Genomic DNA, 21,561 nt, shown 5'->3' with positions numbered 1-21,561 from the left:
CGATCTGTTGTTGACTGTTCGTGCATTGCTATACCTTTCCATGAGGGCAATAAATCCCGATCTTGGTTCGGATGATGTAATGGACAGGAACGAAGAGGAATTCATCCATCAGGCGATGACCATTGCAAACCGATTGATGCCAGTCGGGGAAGAAGCTTTAATGGATCATTTGAACCTATTTTATCGGAAAGAAAAGAAAGCCAAAGGAGATGTTTGATCTAGGAATTACAAAAGCATTTTTGCCCTTAGTAAGCCTCTGATTTTTGATTTTTATGCTAAAAATTTCTTGATTTTACTGGGCTGACCGCATTTTTACGCTAAAAATAGTATCAATCCAGAAATTTCAAATGTTCAAAAGAAAGGAGACAAATTAACACTTGATTCAAGTATTGAAGAATCATTTTTTCACCAAAAATTTATTGATTCTACTGGGCTGAGAACATTTTTTCACCAAAAATGATGTAAATGCCATTAATCAATATTTTCAAAAAATCTACTAAAAATGGGCTTTTCCGAAGGAAAATGAATCAATAGCACCGCTCTAGCGTGCTATCCTCTTGCTTTACATTTTTCGTCCCGTAAGCGGGACAAAATGAAAGCCTCCATTTAACCAAAATGATGATAGGAGGATGCTGACCTTTAAGGGTAATTAAGGGATAAATAATAAAAACAGCTGTTATTTTTCTTTCATAAGATGAATGTTTTAATTTTGTTCATTATATTTGAATGTTCATGTTTCATGAACAAATAAAAAAAGTGAACATGTCATTTGATTTTATAACATTCATGAAGTTTTTAGAGGCCCTGGATATTGAAATCGAGGCCAAATTTTTGGATGCTCAACAAACTTCAGAATTGCCAATCTATTCACTTGAAGGCCATAAAGTGTCAGTGTATTTTAGAAATGAAATCCGTCAGCACAATATTCCGGCCATAATTAGGGAAAAACAAGAACTTCCTATTCTAGTTGTAGCCAACTACCTAACACCTAAGGCCAAGGAAATATTACGTGAATATAAGTTCAATTACTTGGACAGTTATGGTAATGCCTATTTGAACCTATCTCCGCTAAAAGTGTATTTGGAAAACAATAATGCATCGCCCTATGTGAAACCTTCTTCCAAGATATTTACCCAAGCAGGGGGACAATTAATATTTCAATTTCTACAAGACCCAAAACTGATCAATGAAACACAGCGGTATTTGGCAGATAATAGTATGATATCATTGGGTAGCGTCAGTAAGATTATGCAAGGACTCTCTGAGTATGGGTATCTAGTTTCCCAAGACGGGAATGATAAATACCAACTTTTGGAGTATGAAGAACTTTTAGATCGATGGATTCCATTGGTTAACGAAAAGATATTGCCCAAATACCACATTGGTACATTTTCTTTTTCAGGGGATATGCAGAGCCAATGGAAAAAAAAGTATTTACGTCCCCAAGTATTTTGGAGTGGGGAACCAGCCGCCGCGCTGCTTACAAATAATTTTTTCCCAGAAAAATTTACCATGTTCACGACCTTTGAAAGCAATAAGGACATAATGCAAACATTAAAGTTCGTTCCGGACCCCATGGGAAATATCAACCTATATAAACCTTTCTGGTTGAATTCTATGCCAGAGAAAAACAAAGATAACTTATTGAGTTACGAAAATGTTGTACATCCAGTTTTGGTATATGCCGAATTAATTTATTCCGGTGAACCAAGGAATTTGGAAATAGCACAAAAGATATTTAATGAGCATATCAAACCAAAGCTTTAAAGAATATTCCTTTGCCCACCATGGTAAGGTATACAAAATCCTAGACACCGTTTTTAGGGCAAATGGAATCAACTATTACCTTATTGGAGCAAATGCACGTGATATTGCCCTTTATAAGGTGGGGGAAAAGCCGAAGCGGGCTACTGCGGATATTGATTTTGCCGTTATGGTGCCAACCCATGAACAATTTGATGCAGTCAAGGAAGAATTGATAAAACATGGTTTTGAAAAATCCTTTGGAAATATGCCATATAGTTTGCTCCATGCTGAATCCAAAACTACAATTGACCTATTGCCTTTTGGTGGTATTGAAGAGGAAAGAATGGTTCGGTTTGCAGAAGGAAACCTTGAGCTTTCAGCTGTTGGAATGACGCAAGTATCTAAGGAGGTTGAAAGTTTTGATCATCCTTATGGCATTGCATTGCCTGTTAGCCCGCCCCATGGTCTGGTTATTCTAAAATTGATTGCTTGGTCCGAAAAACCAGGGGATAGGGAAAAGGACTTGGGAGATACCGCTAATATATTACGCATTGCTTGGGCCTTGTATGAACCAGAAATGTTTAGGGAAGATGCGCAACATTCAGATTTATTCGAAATGGAAAATTTCGACACCCGACTTGTTGGTGCAAGAATAATGGGACGAAAAATGAAACGTATTTTGGTTCTTGATGCAGAATTGGAAGTGAAAATAAATGACTTATTGAATAAAGAGATACAGGATTCATCCAGTCCGCTTGCCATAGCTTTGGTCAAAGCCTTGAGTTGCAATATGAATTATGCAAAAGAGATAATAAAGTCCCTTAAATTAGGTGTCACTGAAAATTAATGTCCTGCTAGCACCATTATGAATGACACTTCTTTATTTGTAAGGGAATTGACCACGACATCATGGAGTATATCTTATTAGAGCTTTTCTTTCCCCAATTTTAAGTACTTATAAAACCCTATTTAAAGAATTCAATTAGTTATTTTTTATTTGCCGCAAATCCGCGCCTGTTTATAGGGGATTCAAGAGCATTTGCCGCAAATTACAATCGTTAAGAGCACTTTTTAAAAAACTTTTTTAATGATAAACCACTGTTATACAGTAGGTTGTTCGAAAATCATTCTGCGCAACACCGGCCTGCCGTGTTGCCCTCTTGCTTTACCATTTCCACTTAGCCTGGCTAATGAAAATACAATGTTATTCAAATCTGGAATCTAAGTGTATTTTTTGCCATGATCCTTAATAGGATGATATTATTTAAACTCATTACAAAATTTCAGATTTCTTAATCTATTGAAATTTCTTACATTTAGTTTCTGAACTCCCCCAAAAAATTTATTGAACGATAAAAAAGCTATGCTTTAAATTAAAATATAAAACTTCTTGGGCAGAGCCAACTGTTACGTAATGCCCTTCGGGACACTGCACATAGCCAAACCGTTGTTTCAATTAAATAGAAACTATGCAAATACAAGAACTATTAAGACTTACTGATTGGTTTCAGCAAAATATTGTGGACGAAAAGATTCCAAACTATTACAAGAATTTGCATAATAAGATGAATCAAAATGCAAAATCCAACAACAATCAACCGAAACAACCTTTTGAGCAAGACAAAGAAAACTTGCTGAATGCATTAGAAACCGTAAACCTCAATTCACTGACCCTTGAACAAATTAGCTTTTTAGAACAACTTGAAATCATAGTACTATTAGGACAAGAAGGAATATCGAATGTTGAAAATGTTCTTTATGAGAATAATTTAGACATAGCAACCGCTGCCCAAAAAATAGGTGAGTTTTCAAGTAAAATAGCGAATGCCCAAACGACTCTTAACGAAATAGAAACGACTCTCAGCAAATCTTTCCCAATCGAAGAAGATGATGAATTACCTAAAGATTCTGTTTTGATGAGAGTTTATTTCCAAGAAGGGTCTGCGATGAATAATATCAATGATTTTAAAAAGCTTGGTGCAGCATGGTATGATATCGGACGTGGAATAGCAATGGCTCAAAACCGCAGTCCAGAAGACTTCAATATAATTGGAGCTCAAAAAGGCTCAGTTATTTTGGAAATGGCAGTTTATGCAGGAGTTGCAACATCAGTTTCAACGATTCTTCTAGCAGGTTTAAAGGTTGCTGATAGAATACTTGAAATCCTTAAGAAGGCTGAAGAATGGAAAGCTCTAAAGCTTGGCAATAAAAAGATAGAACAAGAAATAAAGAAAGAAGCTGAGAGAGAAAAAGAAAACGGTATTCAGACAATTCTAGATACGGCAATCGAAAAACTTGGATTAAATCCACAACAGGACGGTGATAAGATTAATGCACTTAAAAAGTCGATTACCAAACTTATTGATTTCACGCAAAAAGGTGGTGCAGTTGATTTTGTACAACCAGAAGATGAAGTGGAACCGGAAGATGAAGAAAATGGTAAGAACGGAATGAGAGAAGAAATGATGAAACTAAAAACAGATGTTCAAGAAATAAGAAAACTTGAGAATAAAATAAAACTACTAGAATCCAAAGTTGAAAAAGAAAAAAACTGAGCACATCGGCTATACCAAATGTGGGTTAAAGCGCCAAAATGAAAGTAATTACTAAAAATGACCTAACTGATTAGCGGAAAAGAAAGTGCCTTAAAATCCCGCACTTGCCATAGTCGGGGCCATACACAAGCTATGAAAAGCCAATCACACAAACAATACATATGTTTTTTGCCAATATGAAAGTCTAAAAAACTAGAAAAACCAAAAGAGCTGTTTCTTGTGAACGCTGAATAGGAACATTAAGCATTAAAAGAAGAATAAATGTCAGAATCAGAATTATATTTTTACAAAGGAGACGAAGAAGTTCTCGAAAAGCTAAAGCAAAAAAAAGACGGAAATGCTGAATCTGACCTACTTAAAAAAATACAGGATTCATTTAACAAAGTACTGGATGGAAAACATCTGTCATTTCTTCTTGGTTCAGGTTGTTCATCATACAAGGACAAATTAATAGAAGACGAAGTGGGGATTCCTGCAATGGCACCCTTAGCCAAAAATTTCTATGATAACGTATTGACTGTTGAAGAAAAGAATTGGCTCAAAGATGAAATCAAATTAGATATTACTTCAACAATTTTTGACAAAAACCTTGAAACGTTTTTAGGTTCACTTCATAGTATTTTTTTCTTTTACGAGACAACAGGACAAGAAGAGAGTTCAGAGTCAAAAAAAGTTCAAGAATTAATAAAAAAAGCTAGAAACTTCTTATTAGAGAAATGTTTAAACGAAGACAATAGAAGTGATGAAAAGGATATTGAACTAGTCAACCTTTATAAAACCTTTTACCGGAAGCTTCTGTACAGAAATGCAAACTTGCCTAAACCTAGTATTTTTACTACCAACTATGATTTATACTCTGAAATAGCACTTGATAGCCTTGGAATTCATTATGTTAATGGTTTTTCGGGTGGAATAAAGAAATATTTCAATCCAACAATTTTCAACTATGCACTAGCTGAAAGAATGGACTTATCTCAAGGAAAATGGAGTGTAATTGACAACTTCATTTATTTATATAAAATCCACGGATCTATTAATTGGATTCAGGACGAAGAGCAGACAAAACTATTTAGAGTAAGAGAAATTCAAGAATCAAGTTTCAAAGACTTAAAAAAGAAAGATGTAATAATGATACATCCAACACCGTTGAAACAGAATGCAAGTATGGGAAGTCCATATTCCGACTTATTCCGTGAATTTCAGAAAAAGCTAATGCGTAATAATAATATACTGATTACACTTGGGTATAGTTTTAGTGATGAACACATTAATAATCTTATATACCAGGCTTTTACGATTCCGTCCTTCAGATTAATTGTCTTTGGGGATTATTCAAGCAGTGAAGAAATAAATAAACTCAAAACACTAAACGACCCAAGAATTTGGGTCGTAGGTGGAAAACTTGAAAACGAAGAAAACTTACATTATTTCAAAGGCTTTGTTGAAAATATTTTGCCTGATTTAAGTAACGATGAAATAGACGATAAAATTGATAATGCCATCAAAACTCTTTTCCCTAGACAATGAATAGAGAAGATAAACAAAGGGTAATTGGCAAAGTAGTAGCAATAAATTCGGACAGATTTTCTGTCGAATTGTTAAGCGGTATTGACAATTTCAATATTAGTGGATTTGACGACATTCATTATTTTGCTCAGTTAAATAGTTATGTTGTACTTCCTTATCAGAATTATTTTATTGTAGCAGAAGTTTCAGGTATTCGAGAAAAGGATTTAAATGTTCCTTTTAGCAATCCTAAGGAGCAATCATTAAGTAAGGTGCAAACAGGAAAATATCTAGAAATACTTCCTATTGGAACTCTCAAACCAATTGAGGGTAATCCAGACTTATTTGAGTTTCAATTTGGAGTTAGCGTATACCCAGCTCTGTATACTGATGTCTTATATATTAAAGAAAAGGAGCTTGACGCTATTTTTAACGTAAAAGAACAAACTGAAATCGTTTGTTCTAACCCAAAGGATTGTAAAAAACCTTGCGAATGTGAAAATAAAAGATACAAAACACTATCAATAGGTACTTCTACTATCTTTCCAGATTACGAAGTCAAAATTGACATCGATAAATTCTTCTCAGGTCATTCGGCTGTACTTGGGAACACAGGCAGCGGAAAATCTTGTACGATTTCTTCAATTCTACAATCCATTTATAAGCTATCTAGTTATAGTGCAGCTGGTAGTACTTTTGTTGTTTTTGACGTAAATGGAGAATATAAACAAGCATTTAGTGAAATCAACAACAATCAAGACATAGAAGTATGTAATTTCAGTATTGATAATAAAGAAAAAGATACAAAGGATTTTGTTTTACCACACTGGTTTTTAACAATTGATGAATGGGCACTATTGCTTCAAGCAACTGAGAAAACTCAGCTGCCTATTCTTCGGAATGCTCTAGGCTTAGCAGCCATTTTTTCTGCCGAAGAAAGTGTAAATGAAATTAAAAATCATATCCTAGCAACTTGTATAAGTGAAATTCTTCGTGATGAAACGGGAAGTGCATCAAAAAAGGATCGAATAATTTCAATTTTACAAAAGTTCAATACAAGTGAAATTCATCTTCAAAAGGAATTCGAATATATTGATGATGAAGGTGAAACTCATACAAAAGTAAATATTGATAGAGGGATTAATTTAGACATTAATATTATCAATTGCCTTACTGTTCACTATGGAGAAATAAAAGGAATTACTCAACTTCATTATTTCTTACAACAACCAAAGGAGGATGGATCACCCTTATTTATTGTAGATAACTTTCAGATGCCATCTTACGAGAAATATCAAAATTTTTCTTTTGATATAATTGAGGATGCTTTGGATTTAGCACTCTTATATGAAGAAGCTCATGGGAATAGACATATTAGAGACTATTGTTCATCATTAATAACAAGAGTTAAGAGTATAAAGGATAGGAAAGATTTTTGCTTTTTAAAACAAGATGATGGGGACATAAGCTTGTATAAAAATCAGCTAATCGGAATTAATCAAGAAGAGGGTAAAAAAGCAAAACAAAGTCAAATAATAATAATTGACATTAGTGCAGTTGAAGATGAAATTGTTGAAGTAATAAGTTGCGTAATATCGCGTATTATCTATGAAAGTGTAAAAGAAATTGAGCCTAGAAATTCTTATCCAGTAAATTTAATTTTGGAAGAAGCTCACAGATATATATCTCACAGTCCAATGGGGTCATTTCTAAAGGCAAATAAAATTTTTGATTTAATTGCCAAAGAAGGAAGAAAATTTGGACTACTTCTGCTTATTTCTTCGCAAAGACCTAGTGAGTTGTCAAAAACAGTTTTATCTCAGTGTAGCAATTTCATAGTTCATAGAATTCAGAATCCAGAAGACTTATCTCACATTAGGCAAATAACCCCTCATATTTCTGAAACCATTTTGAAAAGAATGCCTTCGATACCAACACAAAACGCTTTGATTTTTGGCCATTCTGTAAACCTGCCTACCACTTTCAAAGTTCACGAGGCAAATCCATTGCCGAAAAGTGACAATAATAGGATTAGTGAAAATTGGTTTAGAGAAAAAGGATTTTTATTAACACCTTTAAATAAAGATGAAGCCGTAGAAGAATGATTATGCCAACGCTGAATGACAATCTAAATAAAAAAGGTTAGTGTTTAACTGAAACGCTAGTGTATGTAAATCCGCTACTATTCTTAGCACAGACTGTTATCTACAAACCAACAACTGCATAAATGATTAAATACGCAAAAATTATGGAATCAAGTGAACTTAAGGAGTTCTTCGATTCTATCAAAAAATTGAGCGAATCAAAAAAAACAGTGGCGGAAAATTATTTCTATGATAATCAAGATTTATTTGTAAAAGCTTACTACGAATATGAAGAGATTCAAATCAATGAATATCACAAGCAAAAGAATGAGATAAACCAATTATATGAATGCTGGCAGAAAAAGATTTGTTATGGTTGTAATTCGAAGTTAAGACTAATTGATTCTGATTACGGGAAATTTTGGGGCTGTACCAACTTTAGAGATAAATCCAAAGAACATAAGAATTTTAGTCTTAACTATGAGGAAATTCATAGTTCTCGTAAAAAAGGAGTAAAGGTTAGAATTTATGCACATTGGGCTACTGAGATATTAAAAAAGACTAACTCGACAAACAAAATAAAAGCTTCACAACTTCTTAGATTATATAAAGAAATTGGGATGGATGATTTAAGGGTAAAGTATGGTTATAAAAAAACAATAAAAAGCATATCTGGTTATGTAACCGCTAAAAGAAATTCTTTTAAAGAGGAAGTAGAAATAATTGAAAATCTATCGAAATATTTCCCTAAGCACAAATCACAATTGGGTATTAGATATAAACTTGAATCGGATATAGTAGAAAGAGTTGCAATTATAGACTTGATATTATCTGATACCAAAGATGTTTTTGTGATTGAAATTAAAAGAAGTGTTTATGATTTAAAACAGGAACAACTGCAACTTTACTTTGATTTGATGGACTACGTTATGAATGATGTTAATGATGAAAGAAATTGCAAAGCTTTATTTGTTGTTTATAATAAAGAAACATATAGTTTTCCGAATGATGAAAAATACATTCTTTATGAACACCTGAAAAATATTGATTCTAAAAAATATATAAAATCGTTATTCAATGAAAACGCAGAAATTAACGGTAGGTTGTAGGCTTCCCTTAGTTGAAACTGCGTTTTTTTCAATTTCACCAGGGTTTGTATTTAATTTCTTCCCCAAAAATTCATAATGCACCAAAAAACATCAAATTTTTTGAAAAAAAACAAAAAAGTTTGGATTCTGTACCTATTCTGTACCCGTTGCAAAAAAGAAAGGCCTCACATTTCTGTGAAGCCTTGTCTTTGCTAGTAGCGGGGACTGGACTCGAACCAGCGACCTTCGGGTTATGAGCCCGACGAGCTACCTACTGCTCTACCCCGCGATATATGTTGTTTGTTTCTTTTAGAAACTTGGTTTTCAATAAAAATGCTCAGTTTGTGTAGGTACCCTGCCCTGAGCTTTGTCGAAGGGTACTGCTCTACCCCGCGATGTGGACGGCAAATATACAACGGTTTTTACATCATTTCCAAACTTAAACCCAATATTCCTTTTTCCTTAACGTCAATCCCGCCCAAAATCCATAAATTCGGCCTTTTTACCTTATGGACAAGATTAACGATTTTATATCCTCACTTTTGCCCTACACCGAGTGGCCTATGTTCATTCTTCTTATTGGAGGTGGGCTATTTTTGGCGTTTTATTCCAAATTTGCTCCTTTTCGCCATTTTGGTCATGCCATTGCGGTGGTTTCTGGCAAGTACGACGATAAAAATGCAAAAGGTGATGTTAGTTCGTTTCAGGCACTATCCGCAGCTGTTGCGGCCACTGTTGGACTGGGAAATATATCGGGAGTGGCCATTGCCATTCACGATGGAGGACCAGGTGTGGTGTTTTGGATTTGGATGACTGCCCTTTTGGGTATGGGAATCAAATTTTATTCCGGTAGTTTGGCCATTATGTACCGCGGCACAGATTCCGAAGGAAAAATGCAGGGCGGCCCCATGTTCTACATTACACAAGGAATGGGAAAATGGGCAAAGCCCATGGCCATTTTTTTTAGTGTCTGCGGATTGTTCGGATTTTTGGGGGTTTTTACCGCCAATCAGTTTACCGAGGCCTTTATGGGCGTGGTTGAACCTCACGAAACGATTTGGGCGACCAGCGAGTATAATTGGAAACTCGGAATTGGTTTTTTCTTGGCGATAATTACATCCATTGTAATTTTTGGGGGATTGACCAAAATTGCAAAAGTAGCGTCTGCCATTGTACCATTTATGGTAGGGATTTACCTTTTGGCAGTGATTTTTGTGATGGCAAGTCACGCAGGCGAAGTTTGGCCAGCGCTAAAAATGATATTGGTCGAAGCCTGGAACTTCGACACCATGGTTACAGGAGGATTCTGGGGCTTGGTGATTGTTGGGGTCCGTAGAGCTATGTTCTCCAACGAAGCAGGTTTGGGTAGTGCACCCATGTACCACGGACAATCCCGAAATGATGAACCTGCCAAAGAAGGGCTTGTGGCGATGTTGGGCCCGTTCATTGATACGATTTTAGTATGTACCTTTACCGCCGTAGTCATTATTTTGAGTGGTGCTTACCTAGAGGATGGTAGCGGAATCACAATGACAATGTCCGCTTTTGAAACAACCCTTTATGGCATCGGAGATATACTGCTGATGGTGATTGTGGCCGCATTTGCATTGTCAACATTGTTCACGTATTCCTACTATGGAGTAAAGAGCTTGTCATTTTTGACGAATGCAAAAATCGGAAAATGGTATAATGTGTTTTTTATCATTATGATAGTTTTTGCTGCAATAGCATCATTAAAATTGGTAAAAAACCTGATAGACCTCTCTTATGCACTCATGGTTATACCCAATATGATCGCTGTGTTGTATCTTTCACCAAAGGTGAACGCAGCATCCAAACAATATTTTGAAAAAAGAAAGAAAGGTGGCGCATAAAGCAGGATTTGTAAATATTATAGGTAATCCCAATGTGGGTAAATCTACATTGATGAATGCCTTTGTGGGTGAGAAACTTTCCATTATCACCTCCAAGGCACAGACCACCCGTCACCGTATTTTGGGCATCGTGAATGGAGATGATTTCCAACTGATTCTCTCCGACACCCCAGGAATCATAAAACCCGCATACGAGCTGCAAAGCTCCATGATGGATTTTGTCAAATCCGCTTTTGAGGACGCCGATGTGCTGTTGTACATGGTGGAAATTGGGGAAAAAGCCCTCAAGGACGAATCTTTCTTCAAAAAAATACAGAACAGCAAGATTCCCGTTTTGTTGCTCCTCAATAAAATTGACAAATCCGATCAGCAGAAGTTGGAAGAACAAATGCAATATTGGCAAGAACAACTGCCCAATGCAGAAATTCATCCCATATCCGCTTTGGAAAACTTTAATGTTACCGAAGTGTTCAACCGTATTTTGGAACTCTTGCCAGAAGCACCTCCATTTTATCCAAAAGATCAAATCACGGACAAGCCCGAACGCTTTTTTGTGAACGAGACCATTCGTGAAAAAATCTTGCTATACTATAAAAAGGAAATTCCTTATTCCGTGGAGGTAGAGACCGAAGAGTTTTTGGAAGATGAGGATATTATCCGTATTCGTTCCGTAATCATGGTGGAACGAGATACCCAAAAAGGAATCATCATAGGGCACAAGGGCGCTGCAATTAAAAAAGTGGGGGTGGAAGCCCGCAAAGACCTCGAAAAATTCTTTGCCAAGCAGGTTCACATCGAACTCTATGTAAAAGTGAACAAGAACTGGCGCAGCAATTCCCAGCAGCTCAGGCGTTTCGGGTACAACGGCTAAGGTTCGTCGTTAATTCTTTCAAAAGGAGCAATGGTGTCCCTGACAAATTGTTTCAACTGGTCCATTTGTGGTTTCCCTTTGGCTCTTCCCAAACGGCCAAAGGCATAAAGTGAGAACCAAATCACTACCAAAAAGAACATACCCACCAACCAAAGGGTAATATCCTTGCCCAAGGAATAATTGGAATAGGCAAAAATCCCCATGATGATAAAAATGGTGCCCACACCAAAATGGAGGAACATAAAAAAGGTCCAAAGCGTGGGATTGGGTCCAAAGACGCCACGAATGTTACTTATACCTTCCTCGTAGGACGAAAGTTCCATATGAAGTTGCGGTGTCCAAAAGGTAGTTTCCGCTTTTTTGAACTTGACAAAAATATGCTCATCCATCCTTTTGATCAAAAAAGGACTACCCGAAGCATCATCAAAAATTGACTCCAATTGTTCTAAATTTGCCCTTAGGGAGACACGAAAACGGGGGCGTAAAACTATCTCGTTGGTCAAGTCGCTCATAATCATTTGAAAATGATGAAAAAAGGTATCATTTTTTCTTCATAATAAATGGTATTTTTGCCAAAAATTAAACCTAATGGGAGCTATCGTAGCCATTGTAGGAAGACCCAATGTTGGGAAGTCCACCTTTTTTAACCGACTTATTCAACGCCGTGAGGCGATAGTGGATGCCGTCAGTGGTGTTACACGCGACCGTCATTACGGCAAAAGTGACTGGAATGGCAAGGAGTTTTCCGTCATTGACACTGGTGGTTACGTTCTGGGCAGCGACGATGTTTTCGAAAAGGAAATCGACAAACAAGTGGAATTGGCCATTGATGAGGCCGATGCCATCATTTTTATGGTAGATGTGGAATCTGGCGTAACAGGAATGGATGAAGATGTTGCCAAGCTATTGCGCAGAGTAGATAAGCCTATTTTTTTGGCGGTAAATAAAGTCGATAATAGCAAACGTATGGCCGATGCCGTAGAATTCTATTCCTTGGGACTGGGTGAATACTACCCCCTGTCAAGCATCAATGGTAGCGGTACAGGAGAGTTATTGGATGCCCTTGTTAAAGTACTTCCGGAAGAGAAAGAAGAGGAAAGCGAATTGCCTCGTTTTGCCGTGGTAGGTAGGCCCAATGCAGGGAAATCATCCTTTATTAATGCATTGATAGGAGAGGACCGCTACATCGTAACCGATATTGCGGGAACTACACGCGATAGTATCGACACCAAATACAATCGATTTGGTTTTGAATTCAATTTAGTGGATACGGCTGGTATTCGACGTAAGGCCAAAGTGAAAGAAGACTTGGAATTTTACTCCGTAATGCGTTCCGTTCGGGCCATTGAGTATTGCGATGTTTGTATTGTGATGTTGGATGCGACCCGAGGATTTGATGGACAAGTGCAAAACATATTTTGGTTGGCACAGCGCAACAACAAGGGAATTGTGATTTTGGTGAACAAATGGGATTTGGTGGAAAAAGAAACCAATTCGGTAAAAGAATATACCGCCAAAATAAAAGAAGTGATTTCCCCTTTTGAAGACGTGCCGATTCTTTTTGTTTCCGTGCTAAACAAACAACGGATTTACAAAGCGATAGAAACCGCTGTGGACGTATACAAAAACCGTTCAAAACGTATCCCGACCCGCAAATTGAACGATATAATGCTTCCCATTATTGAGAAAACACCACCTCCATCTACCAAAGGGAAATACGTTAAGATCAAGTTTTGCACCCAATTGCCCACACCATATCCGCAATTTGCTTTTTTCTGCAACTTGCCCCAGTATGTGAAGGATCCTTATAAACGATTTTTGGAGAATAAAATCAGGCAGAATTTTGACTTTACAGGTGTTCCGATGACCATTTTTATGCGGAAGAAGTAACTATTCGTCCGAAGCTGACCGTACTTCCACCACTTGTTGAATTCGGTTGCCTTGATTGTCAACCGCTGTTAAGGTATAGTTGCCAGGTTTAATGTCTAAAATGAGTTCGTGGAAATTTTCGGTCTTGCCTACAAAAATCTCATCCAAATACCAATAAATAACAGCATCGGATTGTTGGTGTGCCAATTTTAGTATGATTTCTGATGTTTTGTTACCCAAATCTTTTGGGAGCAGAACCGCCTCGTTTTTTTTCGGGTAGATGAATTCCATCAAATTGTTTTCCAATGTGGAACAACCCTCCAAATAAGGTGGTAAAGGTTTGTAATTGGGATTGGAAGATGCATAATAGTATTCCAAAATAGGAGGGAGTACCAACCAATTTTTGGCCACTATATCATCCAACGGATAACATTCCGAATTCACCCTAAATTGTTCTGAGGCATCCAAAAATACCTGTTCATGATAGGGACAGGGACCGCTTCGGGTGCCGTGGGTGGGCACCCATTCTTTTTTGATGTCATCACAGTACACCGAGGCTCTATATCCGCTTTCGGCACAAACCTCTAATTCAACAAGATCATCAAACGGTTCTTGGAACCAACCGCTAGCTGGAAGTGCATCCAACACATCAAAAAGTAATGGAGCGGCTGCGCTGATGCCCGTAAGCCCGGGTCGGCCCTCGCCATCAGCATTGCCCGCCCAAACACCAATGGCATATTTTGGCGTAACCCCTACGGCCCAAGCATCCTTAAAACCAAAACTCGTCCCGGTTTTCCATGCAATGGGCTGGGAGGAATCAAAAAACTGCCAATTTTCATCGCCTTCAGGTCGGTTGACCTCATACATCGATTGAAAAGTACTGAAGATGGCTCCTGCACCCAAAACCAATGGGTCAAACTGTTCTTCCCCAAAATCTTTGGACTCATTTTGCAAATAGTTAGCTTCTGTAAATTCTTGGTTCCTGTAGGTACTGGAATGGGTCAGAAAATAGTTTAGACTGGAAGCCATCGAAGCATAAGTGGAAGTCACTTCCCAAAGGGAACTCTCGGCACCACCAAGAATCAACGATAACCCATAATAGGAAGCGGGCTTGTCTAACGACTCCATCTTCATTTTGTGGAGCTTGTTATAGAACTTTTGAAGCCCGTATTCCCGCAACAATCTAACCGCTGGCACATTCAGAGAGCGGGAAAGTGCTTTGCTGGCAGGCACGGCACCTAGGTGTTTTAAATTAAAATTTTGTGGATTGTATCCGTTGATTACCGTTGGAACATCTTCCACCAAACTGTTTGGGAGTAATTGTCCTTCATCCAACAATGAAGCAAACAAAAAGGGTTTTAAGGTACTGCCCGTACTTCTTTTTTTAGTGATGATGTCCACATAATTGGCGTGTGTCTCATCCGAAGGAGAATTTCCTACATACCCAAGCACTTTTCGGGTTTCCACATCTAAGACCAAAATAGCCAAATTGTGGATTTCGTTGCTCTGCAACTGCCGATAATGCCTTTCGGCCAAAAGATTCAATCGCTGCTGTAATGGTTTTTGCAATGAAGTGGTTATACGCTCGCCCGGATGCTCGTTTCGGATACGTTCTGTAAGATGGGGAGCTATATCGGGCAGTGGCATTGGCTTTTGCGGAAGCGGTTCGGCAATGGCCAATTCGTAAGTAGTTTGGTCGATGATTTCTTTGTCCCACAATTTTTTCAATAATCGGTTTCGTTTGTCCAGAAAGGTTTGTTCATTTCTTCCGGGGAAAATCAATGCCGGGGCATTGGGTAAAACCGCCAGGGCAGCCGATTGCCCCCAGCTCAATTCGTGGGCAGGAATCCCAAAATAACGCCATGCAGCCGTCTCCAACCCTACCACATTGCCCCCGTAAGGTGTGTGGGAGGCATAGCGTTTTAAAATTTCCTCTTTCGAGTACCGAAATTCCAGCCGAGTTGCCATAAATACTTCGATGAGTTTTTCCCAATAGGTTCTGCTTTGATTTTTTCTGCTCAAACGGATGACCTGCTGAGTGATGGTGCTGCCACCCCTTCGGGTTTCCTTGGTGAGGTTGTGCCCAATGGCCTTGATAATGGAAATTGGGTTAAACCCAGGGTGACTATAAAAATACTCGTCTTCAAACAGTAAAATACTCTGCTTGAAGCGTTCCGGAACAGAGTCCATTTGCGGGAACCGCCATTGACCATCATCAGCAATGCGAGCACCGATTAGGGAGCCTTCCGAACTGTCCACAACCGTTGAAGTGGGATCTTTAAAAAGATTTTTCGGCAAGCAAAACAGCCATAAAATCAATACAATGGATAAAAGGATAACCTTGATTCGATGTTTTAAAATAGTTTTTTTTAGGGCTGATAAAAAAAACTTCATCCACACCAAACTACTGAACAACTTTGACCCAATTGCCCTTGTTTCTAGCATAATAAGTGTTATCGTACATGGCTTCTACTTGTGCTCCGGGCAAATAGTATTCCCCCAAAAACGAAGCGTTCAGTTTTATGGTGAACGTTTTCGACTTTCTGCTATCAATATCAAAATACAAATGGGTACGGTCGTCCCTGGTATCCACATAATCCGCTTTTGAAGCATTAGCGTTGCTGCCTCCAGCAAATGAAGTGTCCACAATTTCCCATCCACTGGGCACGATATGGGTGAGTGCTACATTATCGATATAATCATCCGAACCATTAAATATTGTAATCTGAGCTTGAAACTCTGTTCCCTGTCTCAGTTCATTTATATTGACGGAATTGCCCAATGGATCTTGGTAGTTCACGGACAACCTTAGGTTTTGTTGTTGTGCCAACTCTTCGCCAACGGGTAATTTTCCAGTTTGGGTAAGGGTCGCGTAAATGATGTTTCCTTGATTGTTTTTCAGTTCGATTTCCTCTTTAAAGGAAGTCACGGAAAGTTCCCGCTGTGCTATGGCCCTATCGGTTTTGATATTAATGTTCTTTCCATTGTTGGTAAAGGTAAGGTCGATGGATCTTCCCCCATTCTTCATCACCATTTTGGACAAAGCCAAGAGAGCAAAAGCTGTTTCTTGGGTGCTATACCATTGCTGTGATGATAAATTTTTGGCCAAGGAAACGGCCAGTTCCCTTTGTTGCGGGTCACCCAAAATCACCATGGTTTCCAGCGCCATGGCACGGTTTCTGAAAACCGAACCATAGGTTCTGTAATTGTAGTTATTGGGTTTAAAGTTGATGTTTGCCTTTTGGGCAATGGCTTCTGCCACCTCCTTTTTCCCAACAAGGGCATAAGCGGCGGCCAATCTCCATTTGGCTTCATTGCTAAGATTTGCGGTTTCGCGTAAACGGTTCATTGCGGCCAGTTCAGGTTGTTGTGCCAAGGCCAATGTGTACAATCGATATGCTTGTGAAACATCATCGTTGTAATAGGTGCTTTGGTTACTCCATTGACGCGCCGCATTCTTTTGGTATCTCAACCAATTGCTCAAGAATGTCAAAGGAAGTTGGTATCCTTCTTTTTTGGCTTCCAACATAAAATGCCCGGCGTAGGAAGTGCCCCAATCATCGGCATGGCCATAACCGGGCCAGTAGCTCAGTCCGCCATTGGGAATCTGGAAATCACCAAGTCTGTCGATGGCAGCTTTGATGTTTTTCTCGACGTCTTTCTTTTTATCAAAAGTGATGTCCAACACATCTGCCAAGAACAATTGTGGGAACGCTGTCGAAGTGGTCTGTTCCACGCATCCGTGTGGATAACGTAACAAGTAATCCATCCGTTTGGAAAAATCCATCGGGGGTAGTGTGGAAAACTCAATAAACGCTGTATTGGTGCCCGATGTGCCAAAAGTTTCCATCGAAATGGTCTGCGAACCATTGGCATCCAAAGTGTACAATTCACTTTTTGTGGTGATGGGGTTCGGGTTTTCCACATCAATTTCGGTTTCGTTACTGGCACTTTCCCCAGCTCCCGAAGCGGTAACTTTTATGGTTTGGAACGATGAAGTTGGGTTCACTTTAAAATCAAAATTCACGATTTGCTCCCCAACGGCATTAAAAGTGATATTTTTTGATGTTCCGTTGATGGGCTCCAAAGCTTTTCCAGCATCAATGGTAACTTTTACATTTTTTACCTTGGGTTCCATGGCAAAAACGGTCACTGGGATGGTTACTTTTTCACCAGGGGATAATTTTCGTGGAATGGAAGTCAAAACCATCAATGGTTTGCGCACTGGAGTTGTTTTTTCAGCATTTCCATAGGCACTGTTTGGGTTTCCGGCAACGACCATGGTTCTTACGGAGCCTACATAATTGGGCATATCAATGGTGTGTGATGCTTTTTCTCCTCCCTTTAGGGTAAATGGCCCCAAATAAGTGACTACAGGTTTAAATCGCTGTGCTTTTCGGTTTTTGGCACCAGCACCAATACCGCCACCGCCAATAGCGTAAATATTATCCACACTCACGGAATAAGCTCCCATCACATCATCAAAAATATCAAAAGTCTTGACGCCCAATGCTTGTCTGGCATAAAACGAACCGTGAATATCCGGTGTGCTAAATTGGGTAAGGTCCAAAAGTCCTTCGTCCACCACGGCCAATGAATAGGTCATCGGTTTTTTACTGGTTTCAGAAACGGTGACCTTAAACGGTTTTTTAGGCTCCAAAACATCGGGCATACTGATTTGTGGTTCCAAAAGGGTAGCCGGGTTTTCAACCAATAGCGGTACCACGCCATACAACCGTATGGGAAGATCGTTTTTTACTTGACTGTGGGGTTGCAACAAGGAGATGTTGACATAGGCATTCGGGGCCATTTCAGCAGTTATTGGAATGGTTGCCTTGGTTTCTTTGGATGAGGTCTCAATCCATTGTTGTGATAGTACTTCGGTTCCATTTTCTATGCTTATTAAAGCACGTCCGCCTCTATCTGATGGGAAAGTGACCATAGCTTCTTCACCCAAGGTGTATTTTTCCTTGTCGGTGGAGAAAATCAAAATTTTGGAGCTTTCTGCATCTGCGGATGCGGGCCTTCTCCACCAATTGCTGTAAAAATAGGCGGTACGGCCTGTGGCGTGTCCTGAGACTTCGTCAATAACACGAATCAAGAAACGACCTCCCTGCTCATCGGGAACATTGATGTTGAAATTGCCCTTTCCTTTACTTCCGGTCGTAATCTCCATTTCCTTGAAAGGACGGTGTACAGTAGCATTTTCATAGCGGGACAGATTGTCGTAACCTCGGTTCCACCACCAGCGCCATTCGATTTTGAATACTTGTACTTTTAGCTTTCTATTGGATGATGGATTTCCTTGGGCATCCACAGTGACCACATCAAAGGTGTTGTTGTCATCCGTTAAGAAAGAGCCGTATTGTTTTGCTTTAGGGGAACGGAGTCCCACAAAATTTGAAAATGGGGCCAAATTCTTGGAGAACACATCAATGGAGAAATCACCTCCACCCTCAAAAACTTTGGTGGTGAAAGTTGCTTGCAACATTCCCGGTGCATTCCCATTTATCTCTATTTTTTTGTTGATGTCCAGCTCACCGTTGGCGTCCAACTTGGATGAAATCCACTGCAATTCGGTCTCATTGAAATCACGTGATGGGTCTTGGAACACATAATCTTTGAACTTTGGAAAGGCCATTGAAGCTTGCTTCAAAGTAGCATTTATGTCAATTTTCAGGTTACGGGCAGGAGCTCCGTGCAGCCACTTTACGGTTGCTTTTCCGCGATTGAAAGTATTTGCTTCCAGTACTTCGTCATCAAAAGCAAAATCCACTTTTAATCGGTTGGGCTTTACCGTGGCCACTTTTAAGGTTTTACTGAATTGTGCACCGCCCACAATCACTTTGGCCGACCAATTTCCCGTTGGGGCGTTAGCATCGGTCGGGATAGGGAAATAGTAAAAATTCTTTTCTTTTTTAGTATATAAGCCATCAGAAACTGGGGTACTACCTTCTTTTAAAACATTCCGCTGTACCAATTTCCCGCGGGCATCGCTAACTTCCAAAGTAACCGGGTGCCCTTTGGGCAAAGGATTGGCGTTATCGTCCAGAACAAAGGTCAAATGTATGACATCACCGGGTCGGTGGACACCTCTTTCAGTATAGATGAACCCTTGCAATCCTTTTTGGAGCTGCTCGCCAGAAACATCGAACTTGCTGAGGGATAATGCGTTGCCATCTGCGAGTTTGGCGTAGGCGAAATTGTTGTTGTGCTCGGCCACGGCAAAGGCAATGCCCTTGTCGCTGTCATAAACGGATAGGCCTTTGGTATCGGTAGTGGTCTCGCCGATAAGTTGTTGTTGGAAATTATACAGCTTTATTTTGGCGTCCGCTACGGGTTGTGTGGTGAGCAAGTTGGTCACCGCAAAGTGGTGTGAGTGGTTGCTTCCTTTTTTAACGATTAGCCCCAAATCGCTTCCCAATAGATTGGTGGCGGCTATTCTATCGTAATTGTAGTAAGCGGAATGACAGGGGTTGTCACGCTCTTCCCAATTATAATCATAGTTTCTGTAATTGTAGATTTCATTGTCCCAATAGCGTTCTTCTTCTGAGGCTTCATCAGAACTTTGTTCCAATGCATATTCGGTTTTTGATTCTTCGGTTTCTGCACCATCACCACAATCGTAAGAGGTGTGTTCTTTCTTAAAGCTGAATTCGACCCGATACAATGAACCGGGATGAATTTGAATCAATTTGGATAAATCCAAACCATGTGCCTGCCAATAACTGGTGTTTTTATTGCCATCTTCGGTCAGGGGAATAACTTTGTATGCTACTCTTCGACCCACAGGCCTGAAATCGGGATTATAATTTTCTGTTAAGTCATAATTTTGGAGGTATTGCAGCATGTTGTTTTCATATACTTGGATGACGCGAACTTCAACTGCGGTAAGATTGACCGTTTCAAAATATATGGGTGTTGATGCCGCATTGGGCAAAATGGTTCCTTTGGAAATGAGTCGTACGGCAGGTTTTAATTGCTCAAAAGAGACCAGTTCAGAAAAGTTGTTCTTCAGAGTAAAACCATATTCGCTTTTAATACCTTGAAATGCATTGACACGAACCTCTCCCAAAATTCGGTTGGAGGGATAAACACTCAAAACGTTTCCATTGATTTCGTAGCGCAAACTTTCGGCGTTTTCAATGGTTACCAGACCGTTTAGGTTTTGGTCTTGCTTCAAGGGTTCGGAAAAATTTAGGGTCAATACAGCATTTGGAGCGGATGTTGTTTTGGCATCAACAATCACAAATTTGTTTTTACCTGGAATCGGATAGGTTTCGGAGCCTTCGTTTTCAATATTGTAAGCTTTCCCCGTCCAATTTACGGTCAATTTACTATCGGCTGTTTTTCTGGAGATACTATCAATCTTAAAGCTGTAATATTGTGCATTGTCCGAAGTGTTGTCCCATTTTACGGAAATGTTTTTGTCTCCTTGTTGTACAGAAAGCACCAAGTTTATTTTTGATGCCTCCAGAATATCGGAAGCATCCAAAGTGCCGGTAACATATTGCCAATCCTTACTATACGATTGTAAATTGCCCAGATTGATTTTAAAATTCGGCGCAATGGTCTTAAAACTGAAGGTGTAGGTTTTGAACTCGTTATCAATATCTTCAAAGAGTTTGTTCAGTTTCAGGCGGATAGTGTACTCGGTATTGGGTTTTAAATATTCCGAGGGCTGGAATATGAGCTCCCTTCCGTTTTCTATTATGAGCTTTCCATTCACCTTTGGTGAAATGTCCAAATATTTTGATGGTAACTCTTGAGTCAGTTCAAACTGCTCCAATTGTTGGGCCAAGGCAATGGTGATGGAGGTGGAAATACTTTGGTTGCCGTTGGTGTGATAACTTATGTAGTCTTTGAACTTAAAAAGGTTGTCGGTTTCGGAAGTACCGTTCTTTTTTTTACAGGATGCTAAGAGAATAAGTAGGGAAATGAAGAGCGTTTTGAATGACCGGGACATGA

At 39.1% G+C, this 21,561-nt stretch carries 13 protein-coding genes and 1 tRNA gene; 10 read left to right on the top strand and 4 right to left on the bottom strand.

The genetic code is table 11. The annotated features are described in order from the left end of the window. From AC13CS_RS02665 to AC13CS_RS02635, 7 genes are all read left to right on the top strand, one after another. Window positions 1-217 (top strand): hypothetical protein (locus AC13CS_RS02665; protein WP_482888352.1); only part of this gene is annotated, 217 nt, incomplete at its 5' end. A 545-nt stretch (window positions 218-762) separates the two neighbouring features. Beyond that, the gene (locus AC13CS_RS02660) at window positions 763-1,767 is read left to right on the top strand and encodes a type IV toxin-antitoxin system AbiEi family antitoxin (protein WP_482888351.1); all 1,005 of its coding nucleotides are present in this window, start codon (window positions 763-765) and stop codon (window positions 1,765-1,767) included. Continuing rightward, complete coding sequence (locus tag AC13CS_RS02655) at window positions 1,742-2,593, top strand: hypothetical protein (RefSeq protein ID WP_482888350.1); 852 nt, start codon at window positions 1,742-1,744, stop codon at window positions 2,591-2,593. Before AC13CS_RS02660 ends, AC13CS_RS02655 begins: the two co-directional genes overlap by 26 nt. 622 nt (window positions 2,594-3,215) lie before the next feature. Beyond that, window positions 3,216-4,301 (top strand): hypothetical protein, encoded by a 1,086-nt coding sequence (locus AC13CS_RS02650; protein ID WP_482888349.1) that lies wholly within the window; start codon window positions 3,216-3,218, stop codon window positions 4,299-4,301. A gap of 261 nt (window positions 4,302-4,562) precedes the next feature. Continuing rightward, complete coding sequence (locus AC13CS_RS02645) at window positions 4,563-5,828, top strand: SIR2 family protein (RefSeq protein ID WP_482888348.1); 1,266 nt, start codon at window positions 4,563-4,565, stop codon at window positions 5,826-5,828. Beyond that, complete coding sequence (locus AC13CS_RS02640) at window positions 5,825-7,912, top strand: ATP-binding protein (protein ID WP_482888347.1); 2,088 nt, start codon at window positions 5,825-5,827, stop codon at window positions 7,910-7,912. Before AC13CS_RS02645 ends, AC13CS_RS02640 begins: the two co-directional genes overlap by 4 nt. Before the next feature lie 122 nt (window positions 7,913-8,034). Next, on the top strand, window positions 8,035-9,000 hold the full coding sequence (locus tag AC13CS_RS02635; RefSeq protein ID WP_482888346.1) for a hypothetical protein: 966 nt from the start codon (window positions 8,035-8,037) through the stop codon (window positions 8,998-9,000). Window positions 9,001-9,195: 195 nt separating this feature from the next. Here the strand turns inward: AC13CS_RS02635 and AC13CS_RS02630 are convergent. Continuing rightward, window positions 9,196-9,268, bottom strand: a tRNA-Met gene (locus AC13CS_RS02630). 220 nt (window positions 9,269-9,488) lie between these two features. Between AC13CS_RS02630 and AC13CS_RS02625 the strand changes: the two genes are divergently transcribed. After that, window positions 9,489-10,853, top strand: coding sequence for an alanine/glycine:cation symporter family protein (locus tag AC13CS_RS02625; protein WP_482888345.1), 1,365 nt, complete (start codon window positions 9,489-9,491; stop codon window positions 10,851-10,853). After that, on the top strand, window positions 10,843-11,724 hold the full coding sequence (gene era, locus AC13CS_RS02620) for a GTPase Era (RefSeq protein ID WP_293169431.1): 882 nt from the start codon (window positions 10,843-10,845) through the stop codon (window positions 11,722-11,724). Before AC13CS_RS02625 ends, era begins: the two co-directional genes overlap by 11 nt. Here the strand turns inward: era and AC13CS_RS02615 are convergent. Beyond that, on the bottom strand, window positions 11,721-12,236 hold the full coding sequence (locus tag AC13CS_RS02615) for a GTP-binding protein (RefSeq protein ID WP_293169316.1): 516 nt from the start codon (window positions 12,234-12,236) through the stop codon (window positions 11,721-11,723). The genes era and AC13CS_RS02615 overlap by 4 nt on opposite strands. Before the next feature lie 76 nt (window positions 12,237-12,312). Between AC13CS_RS02615 and der the strand changes: the two genes are divergently transcribed. After that, entirely contained in the window at window positions 12,313-13,614 is a 1,302-nt protein-coding gene (gene der, locus AC13CS_RS02610) for a ribosome biogenesis GTPase Der (protein WP_293169318.1), read from the top strand. On the opposite strand, the gene pbpC is transcribed toward der, so the two are convergent. Both pbpC and AC13CS_RS02600 read right to left on the bottom strand, forming a co-directional pair. Beyond that, complete coding sequence (gene pbpC / locus AC13CS_RS02605) at window positions 13,615-15,987, bottom strand: penicillin-binding protein 1C (RefSeq protein ID WP_293169320.1); 2,373 nt, start codon at window positions 15,985-15,987, stop codon at window positions 13,615-13,617. 10 nt (window positions 15,988-15,997) lie between these two features. Then, window positions 15,998-21,559, bottom strand: coding sequence for an alpha-2-macroglobulin family protein (locus AC13CS_RS02600; RefSeq protein WP_293169322.1), 5,562 nt, complete (start codon window positions 21,557-21,559; stop codon window positions 15,998-16,000). Window positions 21,560-21,561 lie beyond the last annotated feature (2 nt).

Source organism: Flagellimonas sp. B-3 (assembly GCF_056857835.1).
Note: the sequence above shows the minus strand (reverse complement) of the source record. Positions and strands in the feature narration are given on the sequence as shown.

What these genes read in the sequence shown, in the direction of transcription:
- AC13CS_RS02640 (WP_482888347.1), top strand. Translation starts at nt 5,825, where the DNA reads ATGAATAGAGAAGATAAACAAAGGGTAATTGGCAAAGTAGTAGCAATA.
- AC13CS_RS02660 (WP_482888351.1), top strand. Translation starts at nt 763, where the DNA reads ATGTCATTTGATTTTATAACATTCATGAAGTTTTTAGAGGCCCTGGAT.
- pbpC (WP_293169320.1), bottom strand. Translation starts at nt 15,987, where the DNA reads ATGAAGTTTTTTTTATCAGCCCTAAAAAAAACTATTTTAAAACATCGA.
- AC13CS_RS02600 (WP_293169322.1), bottom strand. Translation starts at nt 21,559, where the DNA reads ATGTCCCGGTCATTCAAAACGCTCTTCATTTCCCTACTTATTCTCTTA.
- AC13CS_RS02655 (WP_482888350.1), top strand. Translation starts at nt 1,742, where the DNA reads ATGAGCATATCAAACCAAAGCTTTAAAGAATATTCCTTTGCCCACCAT.
- AC13CS_RS02635 (WP_482888346.1), top strand. Translation starts at nt 8,035, where the DNA reads ATGATTAAATACGCAAAAATTATGGAATCAAGTGAACTTAAGGAGTTC.
- der (WP_293169318.1), top strand. Translation starts at nt 12,313, where the DNA reads ATGGGAGCTATCGTAGCCATTGTAGGAAGACCCAATGTTGGGAAGTCC.
- AC13CS_RS02645 (WP_482888348.1), top strand. Translation starts at nt 4,563, where the DNA reads ATGTCAGAATCAGAATTATATTTTTACAAAGGAGACGAAGAAGTTCTC.
- AC13CS_RS02625 (WP_482888345.1), top strand. Translation starts at nt 9,489, where the DNA reads ATGGACAAGATTAACGATTTTATATCCTCACTTTTGCCCTACACCGAG.
- AC13CS_RS02650 (WP_482888349.1), top strand. Translation starts at nt 3,216, where the DNA reads ATGCAAATACAAGAACTATTAAGACTTACTGATTGGTTTCAGCAAAAT.
- AC13CS_RS02615 (WP_293169316.1), bottom strand. Translation starts at nt 12,236, where the DNA reads ATGAGCGACTTGACCAACGAGATAGTTTTACGCCCCCGTTTTCGTGTC.